This is a genomic window from Pseudomonas sp. JAI111 (genome assembly GCF_024809425.1).
GTDB lineage: Bacteria > Pseudomonadota > Gammaproteobacteria > Pseudomonadales > Pseudomonadaceae > Aquipseudomonas.
In genome coordinates, this window is sequence record NZ_JANUCB010000007.1 from 51,007 (window position 1) to 64,622 (window position 13,616).

At 61.1% G+C, this 13,616-nt stretch carries 13 protein-coding genes; all 13 read left to right on the forward strand.

Going from position 1 to position 13,616, the window contains the following annotated elements; genetic code table 11:
• Positions 1 to 116: 116 nt before the first annotated feature.
• The 13 genes from cbiE to HNR03_RS21030 all read left to right on the forward strand — a co-directional run bounded on the left by cbiE (position 117) and on the right by HNR03_RS21030 (position 13,491).
• On the forward strand, positions 117 to 1,328 hold the full coding sequence (cbiE, locus tag HNR03_RS20970; protein WP_259155560.1) for a precorrin-6y C5,15-methyltransferase (decarboxylating) subunit CbiE: 1,212 nt from the start codon (positions 117 to 119) through the stop codon (positions 1,326 to 1,328).
• Entirely contained in the window at positions 1,321 to 2,418 is a 1,098-nt protein-coding gene (locus tag HNR03_RS20975; RefSeq protein ID WP_259155561.1) for a cobalt-precorrin-5B (C(1))-methyltransferase, read from the forward strand. The genes cbiE and HNR03_RS20975 overlap by 8 nt, the downstream gene beginning before the upstream one ends.
• The gene (locus HNR03_RS20980) at positions 2,415 to 3,143 is read left to right on the forward strand and encodes a cobalt-precorrin-6A reductase (RefSeq protein ID WP_259155562.1); all 729 of its coding nucleotides are present in this window, start codon (positions 2,415 to 2,417) and stop codon (positions 3,141 to 3,143) included. Before HNR03_RS20975 ends, HNR03_RS20980 begins: the two co-directional genes overlap by 4 nt.
• Before the next feature lie 155 nt (positions 3,144 to 3,298).
• Positions 3,299 to 3,589 carry an addiction module antidote protein gene (locus HNR03_RS20985; protein ID WP_259155563.1) on the forward strand — a complete coding sequence of 97 codons (291 nt, stop codon included), beginning with the start codon at positions 3,299 to 3,301 and terminating at the stop codon, positions 3,587 to 3,589.
• Positions 3,590 to 3,687: 98 nt separating this feature from the next.
• Positions 3,688 to 4,086, forward strand: coding sequence for a DUF2946 domain-containing protein (locus tag HNR03_RS20990; protein WP_259155564.1), 399 nt, complete (start codon positions 3,688 to 3,690; stop codon positions 4,084 to 4,086).
• 48 nt (positions 4,087 to 4,134) lie between these two features.
• A complete protein-coding gene (locus tag HNR03_RS20995; protein ID WP_222589590.1) occupies positions 4,135 to 4,614 on the forward strand; it encodes a copper chaperone PCu(A)C in 480 nt (159 codons plus the stop codon).
• 20 nt (positions 4,615 to 4,634) lie between these two features.
• Entirely contained in the window at positions 4,635 to 5,084 is a 450-nt protein-coding gene (locus HNR03_RS21000) for a DUF2946 domain-containing protein (RefSeq protein WP_222589589.1), read from the forward strand.
• 84 nt (positions 5,085 to 5,168) lie between these two features.
• Positions 5,169 to 7,286 carry a TonB-dependent copper receptor gene (locus tag HNR03_RS21005; RefSeq protein WP_259155566.1) on the forward strand — a complete coding sequence of 706 codons (2,118 nt, stop codon included), beginning with the start codon at positions 5,169 to 5,171 and terminating at the stop codon, positions 7,284 to 7,286.
• Positions 7,287 to 7,398: 112 nt separating this feature from the next.
• The gene (locus HNR03_RS21010; protein WP_259155567.1) at positions 7,399 to 8,778 is read left to right on the forward strand and encodes a PepSY domain-containing protein; all 1,380 of its coding nucleotides are present in this window, start codon (positions 7,399 to 7,401) and stop codon (positions 8,776 to 8,778) included.
• Between the two features lie 1,006 nt (positions 8,779 to 9,784).
• Positions 9,785 to 10,573: an ABC transporter ATP-binding protein gene (locus HNR03_RS21015; protein WP_259155568.1), complete on the forward strand. Its 789-nt coding sequence runs from the start codon at positions 9,785 to 9,787 to the stop codon at positions 10,571 to 10,573.
• Positions 10,570 to 11,517: an ABC transporter substrate-binding protein gene (locus HNR03_RS21020; protein ID WP_259155569.1), complete on the forward strand. Its 948-nt coding sequence runs from the start codon at positions 10,570 to 10,572 to the stop codon at positions 11,515 to 11,517. The genes HNR03_RS21015 and HNR03_RS21020 overlap by 4 nt, the downstream gene beginning before the upstream one ends.
• Positions 11,514 to 12,524: an iron ABC transporter permease gene (locus HNR03_RS21025; protein WP_259155570.1), complete on the forward strand. Its 1,011-nt coding sequence runs from the start codon at positions 11,514 to 11,516 to the stop codon at positions 12,522 to 12,524. Before HNR03_RS21020 ends, HNR03_RS21025 begins: the two co-directional genes overlap by 4 nt.
• Before the next feature lie 595 nt (positions 12,525 to 13,119).
• Positions 13,120 to 13,491, forward strand: coding sequence for a DUF6124 family protein (locus HNR03_RS21030; RefSeq protein ID WP_259155571.1), 372 nt, complete (start codon positions 13,120 to 13,122; stop codon positions 13,489 to 13,491).
• Positions 13,492 to 13,616: the final 125 nt, after the last annotated feature.

The window sequence follows — 13,616 nt, forward strand, 5'->3', positions numbered from 1 at the left end:
TGTGTGGGAAAGGCGCTTCGCGGGCGAAGGCGCGGTATTATGCCTGCTTTGTTCGACGGCATGAAAAGCCTGCCCGTCGGAACAGTCCGTTTGAGGACTTTTTTTGAGGACGGCAGATGTCACCGTGGCTGACAGTAGTGGGAATCGGTGAAGACGGCTTCAAGGGCCTGGGCAGAAACGCCCGGCATGCCCTGCTGCGTGCTTCGCGGATCATTGGCGGCCAAAGGCAGCTGGATTTGCTGCCGGTGTGCATTCGCGGTGAGCGGCAGTTGTGGCCCAGCCCATTCTCCCTTGACCCTGTCCTGGCGCTGCGCGGGGAACCGGTCTGTGTCTTGGCCAGCGGCGATCCGATGTTCTTCGGTGTCGGCGCCAGCCTCGCCCGGCAACTGCCCAGCGACGAAATGCAGATCCTGCCCGCACCGTCCTCCTGCTCGCTGGCGGCGGCGCGACTGGGCTGGCCATTGCAGGACGTGGTGACGCTTTCGGTGGTGGCTCGCCCGGTCGCCGCGCTCAATGCACAGTTGTTCAGCGGCATACGTTTGCTGGTGCTGAGCAATGACGCGCAGAGCCCGGCCACTGTCGCGGCGCTGCTGCGGGAGCGCGGTTTTGGCCCGAGCCGTCTCAGCGTGCTGGAACATCTGGGCGGTGCTGACGAACGACGTATCGATGGCGTCGCCAATGACTGGAACGATCCATCAGTCGCCGATCTGAACCTGATCGCCATCGAGTGCATCGCCGATCCAGAGACGCCGCGCCTGTCCCGACTGGCCGGACTGCCCGACTCGGCTTTCCGGCACGACGGCCAATTGACCAAGCGCGATGTGCGCGCCATCACCCTGGCACGCCTCGCACCAGTACCCGGCGAACTGCTGTGGGATGTCGGCGCCGGCAGTGGCTCGATCGGCATCGAATGGATGCGCGCGCACCCGACCTGCCGGGCACTGGCCATCGAAGCCGATGAAGGTCGGCAATTTTTGATCGAGCACAACCGCGACGCCCTTGGCGTCCCCGGCCTGCAACTGATCCGCGGCAGTGCGCCGTTGGCGCTGGCAGGGCTCGAACGTCCGGATGCGATCTTCATCGGCGGCGGCGTCACCCGCGAGGGCGTGCTCGACACCTGTTGGGCGCAACTCAAACCCGGTGGCCGGCTGATCGCCAACGCGGTCACGCTGCAAAGCGAAGTGACCCTGATGGCCTGGCGTGAACGCCATGGCGGCGAACTGACTCGCATCCACGTCGCCCAGGCCCAGCCGCTGGGGGACTTCGACACGTGGCGTCAGGCGCTGCCGATTACCCTGCTGGATGTGACGAAGCCTTTCGATGCGTGACGAAACCGCCGAACAACCTGCCCCTCTGCGCAGTGGCCTGACCACCGGCAGCTGCGCCACGGCGACCAGCCTGGCGGCGGCCCGCTTGTTATTGGCCGGGGTGAGCGCTGACGCTGTAGAGATCATCTTGCCCAAGGGCAAGCAGGTGCAGATGCGCCTGGAGTTCTGTCGCCTGATCGATAACGGTGCCGAAGCCGGGACGATCAAGGACGCGGGCGATGACCCCGACGTGACCCACGGCGCGCTGTTGTATTCCCAGGTGCGACTGATCCCCGAGCCCGGCATTCAATTCAAAGCCGGGCGTGGCGTTGGCACTGTCACCCGACCGGGTCTGGTGCTGGGCGTCGGCGAGCCGGCGATCAACCCGGTGCCGCGCAAGATGATGACCGATCACCTGACGTCGCTGGCTGCAGAACTCGGCTACACCGGCGGTTTCGAGGTCACCGTCAATGTTGAAGACGGCGAAGCGCTGGCCCTGAAGACCATGAACCCGCGCCTGGGGATTCTCGGCGGGCTGTCGATCCTTGGCACCAGCGGCATTGTCCGGCCGTTTTCCTGCGCGGCCTACATCGCCTCGATCCATCAAGGCATCGACGTAGCCAAGACCAACGGTTACCTGCACATCGCCGCGTGCACCGGCAACGCCAGCGAAGACACCATGCGCAGGGTCTACGACTTGCCGGAAATCGCCCTGATCGAAATGGGCGACTTTGTCGGCGCCGTCCTCAAGCACCTGCGCAAAGTCCCGGTGGATAAACTCAGCCTGTGTGGCGGCTTCGGCAAGATCAGCAAATTGGCGGCCGGGCACATGGATTTGCACAGCCGACATTCGAGCATCGACCTGCCGCAACTGGCCGAATGGGCCGCCGCAATTGGCGCCGACGAGACGTTGCAACAAGGGATTCGCGAGGCCAATACCAGCCAGCAAGCCTTGGCAATGGCCAGCGCGGCAGGCATCGCCCTCGGTGATGCGGTGTGCCAGCACGCCCTGGAGTTTGCCCGCAGCGTGGTGCCGGCGCAGGTCCAGGTTGAAGTCTTTGCCATCGATCGCCAGGGCGGGATTGTCGGCCATGCGGGAGCTTTTCAATGAAGCGCATCTTGTTGCTCGGCGGCGTTACCGAAGCCCTGGCCATCGCCCGAACCCTGGGGCCGCAGCACATCTACAGCCTGGCCGGCGTCGGACGGGTGCCAACGGACTTGACCTGCCAGGTGCGCGTCGGCGGTTATGGCGGTGCCGAAGGCCTGGCGCAATTCATTCGCGAGCAAGGGATCGATCTGCTGCTGGACGCCACCCATCCCTACGCCGCCCAAATCAGCCAGAACGCCGCGACCGCCGCGCAGTGGTCGGGCATTCCTTGCTGGGCATTACGACGTCCCGCCTGGCAGCCACAGGTCGGCGATGACTGGCGAGATGTCCGCGACTGGCCCGAGCTGATCGAAGCCTTGAAACCCTTCCATCGACCGCTGTTCACCCTCGGCCGCGAACCGTTGCAGCACCTGCACGAAATCCCCCCGGAGCAATTCTGGACCTTGCGCGCCCTGGACATTTACCCCGGCAACGAACGCTGCGAAGTCATCGGCGCACGCGGACCGTTTCTGATCGATGACGAACGCGAGCTGTTTGAACGTCGGCAGATTGATGTGCTGATCAGCAAGAACAGCGGCAGCACCGCGACCGAGCCGAAACTGGAAGTGGCGCGGGAACGGGGGGTGCCGGTGATTGTGTTGCAGCGGCCGGTGTTGCCGGGGGTGGATCGGGAGTTTGGCTCCGTGACAGATGTGCTGGCAGCCCTGACCGCAAAGTCCATCACATAACCTGTAGCAGCCTTCGCCAGCGGCTACAGGAAACGCGCAACGCCCTACATCACTATCGGACCTCACCCACGACATCATCCAAAACGACCGACTAGTCGGATCGTAATTCAGCCCTTATGGTCCTGAGCTCTAAAACAAGCGGCTCTGAGACTACGATGACCGAACAATTCACCCGTTTCGATGCCGCCGAATTTCTTAAAACACCCGAAGAAATGGCCGCTTACCTGGACGCCTGTTTTGAAGAGGATGCTGGCGACGGAGTACTCATACGCGCCGCCCTTAATGACATAGCGAGAGCAAAGGGCATGAGCCAGATTGCCCGCGATGCAGGCCCGGGTCGTGAAAGTTTGTACAAAGCATTGGGAAGCACTGGCAATCCAGAATTCGCGACTATCATGAAGGTTATGAAAGCACTGGGCCTGCGCTTGCATGCCACGACGCGGTGATCGCGCTGCGACACCACACCGCACGCCGCTTTTTTACTTATCGGCCCTGATCAGGCTAAATAGCCGCGCCTGATCTCCCACCCAACGGATTGTCATCCATGTCCCGACAACGGCTTGCAATAGCCTGGATCGCCTGCTTCGCAGTGCTGTTCAACATGCTCGCCATGCCGATGACAGGTGCCATGGCGCAATCGGCGAAATCACCCGCCGAGCAGTTGTTGTGGGGCAGTTTCTGTACGTCCAGCGGCACCAAAATGGTGGCGATTTCCCTGGGGGATATCGAACAGAAAGCGCCGCAGAGCGACGATCATTCCAACATGCAGCATTGTTGGTGTTGTTCAGGTTCTGCGCCGTTGGTGGCATTGCCGGGGCACACGCCACAGCTGTATTACACGCGTTTCGAGGCCAATCGAAGCCTGCCCGCCGCCTCGCTCGATACCCCCACCCCGCGCCAGCAATGGCCGAGTCTCAACCCCCGCGCTTCCCCTCTGGTGTGATTTCGTCTCGCAACTGACCTGCGTTTTGAATCGCTCTGGAGAACTGCCATGTTGAACAAACTCATCGTTCTGGCCGCGTTGCTGCTGCCTGCCTGCTTTGCCAATGCCCATGAATACAAAGCGGGGGAATTGGAGATCGCGCACCCGTGGTCGCAAGAACTGCCACCCAATGCCCCGACTGTTGCGGCGTACTTCGTGATCGACAACAAAGGCAAAACGGCTGACCGCCTGCTGAGCGTCGATTCGCCGATTGCAGGTGAAGCCCAGCTGCACGAGCACGTCATGCAAAACGACCTGATGAAAATGCAGCAGGTGCCGAGCGTCGACATTCCTGCCGGTGGCACCGTCACGTTTGCACCGATGGCCTATCACGTGATGTTGGTGAACCTCAAAGACCGCAGCCTGCTGAGCGATGGCAAGCGGTTCCCGCTGACGATGCATTTCGAAAAAGCCGGGGACGTGACAGTCGACGTCGCGGTGCAGAAAAAGCCGCCCGAAGAGATGCAGATGCACGCTCACGCCCAGTAATCGACTGAGCAGAAAACGCCATGCGCCCGTCTAGCGCCAGGCCATCCGCACACCGTCGTCAGTCTCCGGGATTGACGCGCGGCAGCTGGATCAGCCTGTTCGCCATGTTGATGATCTTTATCGGCCCGCTGATTTCCCAGTCGATGCCGATGGATCAACGCGCGTCCTCGATGACCATGAACATGTCGATGGACATGAGCATGGACATGTCGGCGATGGAACACGCCGACCATGGCGCGCAACCCGACGCCGAGCACTGCCCTCCCACCGCCTCGCATCACGCGCTCTGGGAAAAATGTGGCTATTGCAGCCTGCTGTTCAATTGCCCGGCGCTGACCGGCGGCCAGTCCTTCGTCGCCTTCGATACACCGACAGCCACCACCTACACCGCCCCGTCCCCTCGCCTGGGCCACGCCCGGCAAACCTTCTTCCCCGGCGCTCGCACCCGCGCCCCGCCCATCGTCGCGTAAACACCCACCTCTGATTGCACACGGTTTCGAAGACAGCTTCAGGCTGCCGGCCGTGTCGTTTACGACTGTTCGATGGAAATTGTCATGTCCAGGTTTTCTGCTGACACACGCTTGAGCCCTGCCCAAGCTTCTTTTGCCCCGAACGAATCGAGCATTCGTTTCAGGCACGCCACCGCCGTTCTTTGCGGTGCCCTGCTGACACCAATGGTGCAGGCTGATGAAAACGCGAGCCTCAGTGAAGAACTGAGCCCGACGGTGATCACCGCCATTGCGCCGAGTTCACCGCTGACCATCGTCACCAACCCCAAGGACCCGCGCCAACCGGTGCCGGCCAGCGACGGTGGCGACTACCTGAAAACCATCCCCGGCTTTGCTCTGGTTCGCAATGGCGGCACCAATGGCGATCCGGTGCTGCGCGGCATGTTCGGCTCGCGACTGAACATCCTCACCAATGGCGGCCAGTTGCTCGGGGCCTGCCCTGGCCGGATGGACGCGCCCACCTCCTACATCTCCCCGCAAACCTACGACAAACTTACCGTCATCAAGGGACCGCAAACCGTGCTCTGGGGACCTGGCGCATCAGCCGGGACCATCCTCTTCGACCGGGAACCGGAACAATTCGGTGAACTCGGCACCCGGGTGAACGCCAGCGTATTGGCCGGTTCCAATGGCCGTTTTGACAAACTGGTGGACGCCGCTGCCGGCGGGCCGCTCGGTTATGTGCGGGTGATCGGCAACACCGCGCACGCCGACGACTACAGGGACGGCAACAACGACACCGTGCCGTCACGCTATGAAAAGTGGAACGGTGATGTCGCGCTCGGCTGGACGCCCGACGCCGACACCCTGCTGGAACTGACCGCCGGCAAGGGCGACGGTGAAGCGCGTTACGCCGGTCGTGGCATGGACGGCTCGCAATTCAAGCGCGAGAGCCTCGGATTGCGCTTCGAGAAGTCGAACATCGGTGACGTGCTGGACAAGGTCGAAGCGCAGATCTACTACAACTACGCCGACCATGTGATGGACAACTACACCCTGCGCACGCCGTCCGGCACCGGGATGATGAGCGGCCCGATGGCGTCCAACGTCGACCGCCGTACCCTCGGCGCGCGGATCAAAGCCACCTGGCGCTGGGCCGATGTGCAGTTGATCAGCGGCATCGACGCGCAGACCAGTGAGCATCGTCAACGCAGCGCCATGGGCATCGACGTCTACAAGGACCTGCCGTACACCGAGGATGCCGATTTCCATAACCACGGCGTGTTCAGCGAACTGACCTGGTACGCCGCCGAGCGTGATCGACTGATCAGCGGCGCACGCCTGGACCGCGCCTCGGCCAAGGATTATCGGCAGACCACGGGCTCGGGAATGATGACGCGCCCCAACCCGACCGCCGACGAAACCCGCGCCGACACCCTGCCGAGCGGTTTCGTGCGTTATGAACACGACCTGGCCGACAGCCCCACCACGCTGTACGCAGGCCTCGGTCACACCCAACGTTTCCCGGATTACTGGGAGCTGTTTTCACCCCAGTCCGGCCCCGCCGGTTCGGTGAATGCCTTCGATTCGATCAAGCCGGAAAAGACCACCCAGCTCGACTTCGGCCTGCAATACAAGACCGAAGACCTCGAAGCGTGGGCCTCGGGCTACGTCGGGCAAGTGCGCGATTACATCCTGTTCAACTACACCCCGACCCCGATGGGCACCACCTCGCAAGCCGAGAACATCAACGCTCGAATCATGGGCGGTGAACTCGGCGCGGCTTATCAACTGACCACCAACTGGAAGACTGACGCAACGCTGGCCTATGCCTGGGGCAAGAACAGCAGCGACGGCAACCCGCTGCCGCAAATGCCGCCACTGGATGCGCGTTTCGGCCTGACCTACAGCGAGGACAACTGGAGCGCCGGGGCCTTGTGGCGGGTGGTCGCAGCGCAAAACCGGATCGACCAGAACAAGGGCAACGTGGTGGGCAAGGACTTCGGCAAACCCCCGGGGTTTGGCGTGTTCTCGCTCAACGGTGCGTACCGGATCGACAAGCACTGGAGGGTCAGCACGGGCGTCGACAACCTGTTCGGCAAGGCATACGCCGAGCATTTGAACCTGGCCGGCAATGCCGGTTTTGGCTACCCGGCCAATGACCCGCAGGCCATCAAGGAACCGGGGCGAACGCTCTGGACCAAGGTCGACATGAGTTTCTAACAACAAAAGTCAAAGATCGCCGTCGACGCCACCGCCCCCTGTAGGAGATGTCGAGTGAAACGAGGCTGCGATCTTTTAACAAACGACTGATTCGCCAAGCGGAGCACAACCGATGAAACAGCCCAAAGTGAATTTCTACAACCTGGCCTGGCGCTGGCATTTCTATGCCGGTCTGTTCGTCGCGCCATTCATGGTCATGCTGGCCCTGACCGGTGTCATTTACCTGTTCAAGCCGCAACTCGATCCACTGATGTACGGCAGCTTGATGAACGTTCCCGCCGGGCATCACAGCGTCTCGGCCGACGACCTGCTCAAGCGGGTCAAAGAGGCTTATCCACAGGCCACGATCAAACAATACCTGCCGCCGGTCAACGCCGAGCGTAGCGCGCAATTTGTCGTGCTCAATGACGGCAGCGAACTCAACGTGTTCGTCGATCCGTACCACGGCGACATCCTCGGCGAGCAAGATGCGAAGAAAAACCTGCAAGCCGTTGCGCGCGCGATCCACGGTGAATTGATGATCGGCACGGTCGGTGATCGACTGGTCGAACTGGCCGCTGGCTGGGCCGTCGTGCTGGTGGTGTCCGGCGTATTCCTGTGGTGGCCGCGCGGGCAAGCCGCCGGCATTTTGTGGCCGCGCCTGAGCAGTCGCGGTCGCGTACTGTGGCGCGATCTGCACGCCGTCACCGGGTTCTGGGGCGCCGCGTTTTTGCTGGTGATGCTGCTCAGCGGCATGACCTGGACCGGGTTCTGGGGCAAGCAATACGCGGGGGTGTGGAACGTGTTCCCGGACGCGATGTGGAATGACATGCCCAAGTCCGATGTCGAGGCCCGCAGCCTCAATACCGCCACCCGCCAGACCGTGCCCTGGGCCATGGAAAACACGCCGATGCCGATGTCCGGTGACCACGCCGAACACATGGCCCACGGCGCTGCACCAGCCAGCCCTGCGGCACCGACCATCAGCCTGCAGGACGTGCAGAAGATCGCCGAGCAACGCAAGGTCGAGCCGGGCTACAGCATCACTTTGCCAACCACGGCAACCGGCGTGTTCACCATCGCGGTGTTCGCCGACGACCCGCGCAACGACGCCACGCTGCATGTCGATCAGTACACCGGCAATGTCCTCGCCGATGTGCGCTACGAGCAATACGGCACTGTCGCCCGTGCTACGGAAATCGGTGTGATGTTGCACGAAGGCAAGATGTTCGGTGCGTTCAACCAGATCATCGTGCTGCTGATCTGCCTGATGATTTTGCTCAGCGCGGTCAGCGGTGTGGTGATCTGGTGGAAGCGTCGGCCACAGGGGAAATTCGGTGTTCCACCGCTGCGCCACGACCTGCCAAAATGGAAAACTGCCATGGTGATCATGTTTGCATTGGCGGTGATATTTCCGCTGGTGGGTGCCTCTTTAGTGGTGGTCTGGGTGCTGGATCGCGTGCTGTTGTCGCGCTTCACCCGGCAAACTGAATCGGCCTCATCTTCATCGTGAAACCAGCGAGATGCGCGGATTAGAGAGGCCTGTAGACTTTCCGCGCTTATCTCACGCTCATGATCGTTCCCACGCTCTGCGTGGGAATGCAGCCCGGGACGCTCTGCGTCCCAAACCGGACGCAGAGCGTCCATTGAGGCATTCCCACGCAGAGCGTGGGAACGATCCTCAATTTTCAGCCGCGCATTGTCGCGCGCCTAGCAGCCGCCGGACTTAAGTTTTCCATCACAGTTGTTCAGACTGTTTTTATTTTGTGGATCAAACTGAAGGTCTGTACCCACTGTTTGACCGTTAGCTTGGCGGCATCCGATTGTTACGTAGCACCGCCCGGTTCCCGTCGCCATAGCCCGTGGTATCTCTACGTCATTGGTATCGACACGCGGCGTCTGGCAAGTTTTATAAGCAGGACTGGTCACCCAGGCTGTATCACAAACAGCTGTCGAATTATCAGCAGCTAACACCCCACGAACTAAAACCAAAAATGCGAACAATCCCAAGAAACCGATAACCCTCTTCATTTGATGACTCCCGAAAATTCCCGCAACCCGGAAGCTCCACTCTAACTACAGATAAAAAATGCAAACACTGTCAGAAGTGACAGTTAAAATGAGTTTTATAGACCCTTAGTGAATAAGCCTGACGGGGTACCAGATATATCGACATTAAAATGTACAGCTCGAAAAGCTCTACAAAGCGAATTCCTCCAATTGAATCGGCCTCATCTTCATCGTGAAACCAGCGAGATGCGCGGACTAGAGAGGCGTGTAGACTTTCCGCGCTTATCTCACTGTCATGATCGTTCCCACGCTCTGCGTGGGAATGCAGCCCGGGACGCTCTGCGTCCCAAACCGGACGCAGAGCGTCCATTGAGGCATTCCCACGCAGAGCGTGGGAACGATCCCCAATCGCGAGCAGGCTCGCTCCCACAGGATTTGCGCGGTTCCTGTGGGAGCGAGCCTGCTCGCGATGGGGCCATCAGCATCACCCAATATCTCAGAGCAAACGCATGACCTCGCTGAACCTCACGAACCTCGCCTGGACCCCCCTGGGTCATGGCCATTGTCATCACCAGTTCCAGCTGCGTGATGCCTCGTTGCACGTGGCCGCCGGGGAGTTCGTCGGGTTGATCGGTCCCAACGGCAGCGGCAAGACCAGCCTGCTTCGTTGCGCTTATCGCTTCAGCAAACCCGAGAGCGGCGCGGTCCTGCTCGATCATCAGAACGTCTGGAAGCAATCCTCACGCTGGTGTGCGCAACGCATCGCCGTGGTCTTGCAGGAGTTTCCCGACGCCTTCGGCCTGAGCGTCTTCGACGTGGTCGCGATGGGTCGCACGCCGCACAAAGGCCTGTTCGACGGCGACACCTTCGAAGACCGCCAACTGGTGACCCAGGCACTGGAATCCGTCGGCCTCCAAGGCTTCGATGATCACGCTTTTTCCACCCTCTCCGGCGGTGAAAAGCAACGGGTGATCCTCGCCCGCGCCCTGGCCCAGCAACCGCAACTGCTGATCCTCGACGAACCCACCAATCACCTCGATCCGCGCTTTCAGATCGAACTGTTGCAACGGGTCAAACGCTTGAAGATCGGCACCCTGGCCAGCATTCACGACCTCAATCTTGCCGCCGCTTTCTGTGATCGACTCTACGTCATCAATCACGGTCGCATCGTCGTCAGCGGCACGCCCAAGGAAGTGCTGACCGCCCCGCTGCTGCGCGACGTCTTCGGCGTACAAGCCCTGATCGATGAACACCCCTTGCACGGCTACCCACGAATCACCTGGATAACCCAACCATGACTTTGCGCTCCCTGCTTTGCGTCGCCCTGTTGCTGGGCAGTGCCCAGGCCTTGGCCGAGCCCACGAAATACCCGCTGACGATCCACAGCTGCAACCGCGAAGTGACCTTCAAGCACGCCCCGCAACACGCGCTCAGTCACGACATCAACATGACCCAGATGATGCTCGCCCTCGGCCTCAAACCAAGCATGGCCGGCTACAGCGGTGTGACCGGCTGGAAATCGGTGACGCCCGAGATTCAGACCATCCTCGACGGCTTGCCGGAGCTCGCTGCGAAATACCCGTCGGTGGAAACCCTGCTCGATGCCAACGTCGATTTCTTCTTCGCCGGATGGGATTACGGCATGCGCGTGGGCGGCGACCTCACGCCACAGACCTTGCAGCCGCTGGGCATCAACGTCTATGAGTTGACCGAGTCCTGCGCCTTCGTGATGAAGCGCCCGGCCGCCACGCTGGAAGACACCTACAACGACCTGCGCAACCTCGGCAAGATCTTCGACGTGCAAGACCGCGCCAACGCCTTGATCGCACAAATGCAGGCGCAAGTCGCCGAGGTCCGCAAGGACCTGCCGGCGGACAAGCTCCGCGTCTTTCTTTATGACAGCGGTGAAGATCGCGCCATGACCTCCGGCCGCCTCGGCATGCCGCAAGCCCTGATCGATGCCGCGGGCGGTCGCAATATTCTGGATGACGTCGAGTCGAGCTGGACCCGGGTCAATTGGGAGACTGTGGTCGAGCGCAATCCGCAGGTGATCGTGATCGTCGATTACGGCGAAGTCACTGCCGAGCAGAAGGAGCAATTCCTGCTGAACAACAAGGCGCTGCAATCGGTGGACGCCATCAAGAACCAGCGCTTCATCGTGATTCCCTACGTGCAGGCCACGCCGGGCATCGACAATGTGCTGGCGGTTGAAACCCTGGCCAAGGGATTCCACGGCGAATGATCAATCGTCGCTACGCCTTGTTGTTGATAGCCCTTGGCGCGCTGTTGCTGGTGTCGTGCGTGGTCTCGCTGGGGTTCGGTCCGGCGCGGGTGCCGGTGGACGTGGTGTGGCGGATTCTGCTGCAAAAAGTGTTCGGCGCTGGCGAGGTGAACTGGACCGCCGGGCAGGAGCACATCGTGTGGCTGATCCGCGTGCCGCGCATGTTGCTCGGTGCGCTGGTGGGCGCCGGGCTGGCTTTGATTGGCGCGGTGCTGCAAGCGGTGACGCGCAATCCGCTGGCTGATCCGCACCTACTCGGCGTCACCTCTGGCGCCACCCTCGGCGCGGTAATCGTGGTGCTGCATGTGGGGGAAATCATCGGGTTGCTGACCTTGCCGATCGCGGCATTTATCGGCGCGCTGCTGAGCATGTTGATCGTGCTGATGATTGCCAACCGCAACGGGCGCCTGGACAGTGATCGACTGTTGTTGTGCGGCGTGGCGGTATCGTTCGTGATGATGGCGATCGCCAACCTGCTGTTGTTTCTCGGCGATCACAGGGCGAGTTCGGCGGTGATGTTCTGGATGCTCGGCGGACTTGGACTGGCACGCTGGGAACTGCTCGCCGTACCCGCCGCCAGCGTCTTGCTGGGTCTGGTGTTGTTGCTTGGCATGGCCCGACCGCTGAATGCCTTGATGGCCGGTGAACAAACCGCCGTCACTCTCGGCTTGAATGCTCGCACCGTACGGTTGCGGGTGTTCTTGATTGCTTCATTGATGACCGGCGTGCTGGTGTCGATCAGCGGGTCCATCGGGTTTGTCGGGCTGATGGTGCCGCACATTGCGCGGCGTTTGGTCGGCGCGGAGCATCGGCGCTTGCTGCCGGTGTGCGTGTTGACGGGCAGCATTTTCCTCGTCTGGGTCGACGTCGCCGCCCGCACCCTGATCGCCCCGGAAGATTTACCCATCGGCGTCGCCACTGCGGCCATCGGCGGCTTGTTCTTCATCGGCCTGATGCGCCGCCGCTGATCCCTCAGAAAACCACAAGTCCTGTGGGAGCGGGCTTGCTCGCGAAAGCGGCGGCACATTCAGCATCACTTTGCCTGACATTCCGCTATCGCGAGCAGGCTCACTCCTACAAGGGTTTATCGTCGTTCACAGGTTCCGCATTCACCACAAATCTACTGTGGGAGCGGGCTTGCTCGCGAAGGCGGCGGCATAGCCAACATCAATGTGACTGACACACCGCTTTCGCGAGCAAGCCCGCTCCCACAGGGGGACTGTGATACTGGGGTTGTTTAGATGTGTTTATGTGGATGCAAAAAGACCGGACGTTTCCCACGACTTTTTCAGGTTGTTCGTCGGACGTGGGCTGTCTAGTCTGGGGCTGTCACTGCACATCAGTGATCGGGTGTGAGAACCCGGCAGCCCCTGTTAATCCAACATCAGTACCACCATAATTGCCGCCGGCTTATCCGCTGCCTGCAATGCTCAATGGCGGCTGTGTGCGGGCGGACTTCGGTCCGGCCGGGTTCGGGGTTACCGGTTTCTCACTCCGCACATAGCTGCCACCCTTCTATCGTGTGAGAACGATAGGTGGTGGCCCCAATTGAGATAACCCCAAATGTGCAAGAAAATAGTTCCAGATCCACCCATCGCCACCACCACGCCCGAACCCGAAACATCTCACGACGACAACCTGCTCCGAGACCGCGAAGCCATCAACCGCGCCCTCGACTATTACCTCGATCCCGCGACCCGCTACGCAGAAAAACCCCGCCGCCCCAGCACCATGTTCATGATCGCCCCCGACAACGACACCGAAAGCCTGCTGGTCCATGCCTGTGAATCCCTGGCCTCCGCCAGTGTCATGGCCAGCGATTTCGCCACTGACCTGATCGGCCCGCAACGCCATAAGGCGCTGGCGATCCAGCAGATCATCATGCTCGCGGAGCTGGCCGTGAACCGCGCGGTGGATAACGTCGTTCCCACCTGAATACACCGCAAAAAAAATGTGGGAGTGAGCCTGCTCGCGATGGCGGCAGCACATTCAACATCACTGTGACTGTCACTCCGCTATCGCGAGCAGGCTCGCTCCCACAAGGGTTGATGCTGACTGAT

Excerpts from the sequence above, each read along its gene's own strand:
- HNR03_RS20980 (WP_259155562.1), top strand. The coding sequence starts at position 2,415 with ATGAAGCGCATCTTGTTGCTCGGCGGCGTTACCGAAGCCCTGGCCATC.
- HNR03_RS21020 (WP_259155569.1), top strand. The coding sequence starts at position 10,570 with ATGACTTTGCGCTCCCTGCTTTGCGTCGCCCTGTTGCTGGGCAGTGCC.
- HNR03_RS21000 (WP_222589589.1), top strand. The coding sequence starts at position 4,635 with ATGCGCCCGTCTAGCGCCAGGCCATCCGCACACCGTCGTCAGTCTCCG.
- HNR03_RS20995 (WP_222589590.1), top strand. The coding sequence starts at position 4,135 with ATGTTGAACAAACTCATCGTTCTGGCCGCGTTGCTGCTGCCTGCCTGC.
- HNR03_RS21015 (WP_259155568.1), top strand. The coding sequence starts at position 9,785 with ATGACCTCGCTGAACCTCACGAACCTCGCCTGGACCCCCCTGGGTCAT.
- HNR03_RS20975 (WP_259155561.1), top strand. The coding sequence starts at position 1,321 with ATGCGTGACGAAACCGCCGAACAACCTGCCCCTCTGCGCAGTGGCCTG.
- HNR03_RS20990 (WP_259155564.1), top strand. The coding sequence starts at position 3,688 with ATGTCCCGACAACGGCTTGCAATAGCCTGGATCGCCTGCTTCGCAGTG.
- cbiE (WP_259155560.1), top strand. The coding sequence starts at position 117 with ATGTCACCGTGGCTGACAGTAGTGGGAATCGGTGAAGACGGCTTCAAG.
- HNR03_RS21030 (WP_259155571.1), top strand. The coding sequence starts at position 13,120 with ATGTGCAAGAAAATAGTTCCAGATCCACCCATCGCCACCACCACGCCC.
- HNR03_RS21010 (WP_259155567.1), top strand. The coding sequence starts at position 7,399 with ATGAAACAGCCCAAAGTGAATTTCTACAACCTGGCCTGGCGCTGGCAT.
- HNR03_RS21025 (WP_259155570.1), top strand. The coding sequence starts at position 11,514 with ATGATCAATCGTCGCTACGCCTTGTTGTTGATAGCCCTTGGCGCGCTG.
- HNR03_RS21005 (WP_259155566.1), top strand. The coding sequence starts at position 5,169 with ATGTCCAGGTTTTCTGCTGACACACGCTTGAGCCCTGCCCAAGCTTCT.
- HNR03_RS20985 (WP_259155563.1), top strand. The coding sequence starts at position 3,299 with ATGACCGAACAATTCACCCGTTTCGATGCCGCCGAATTTCTTAAAACA.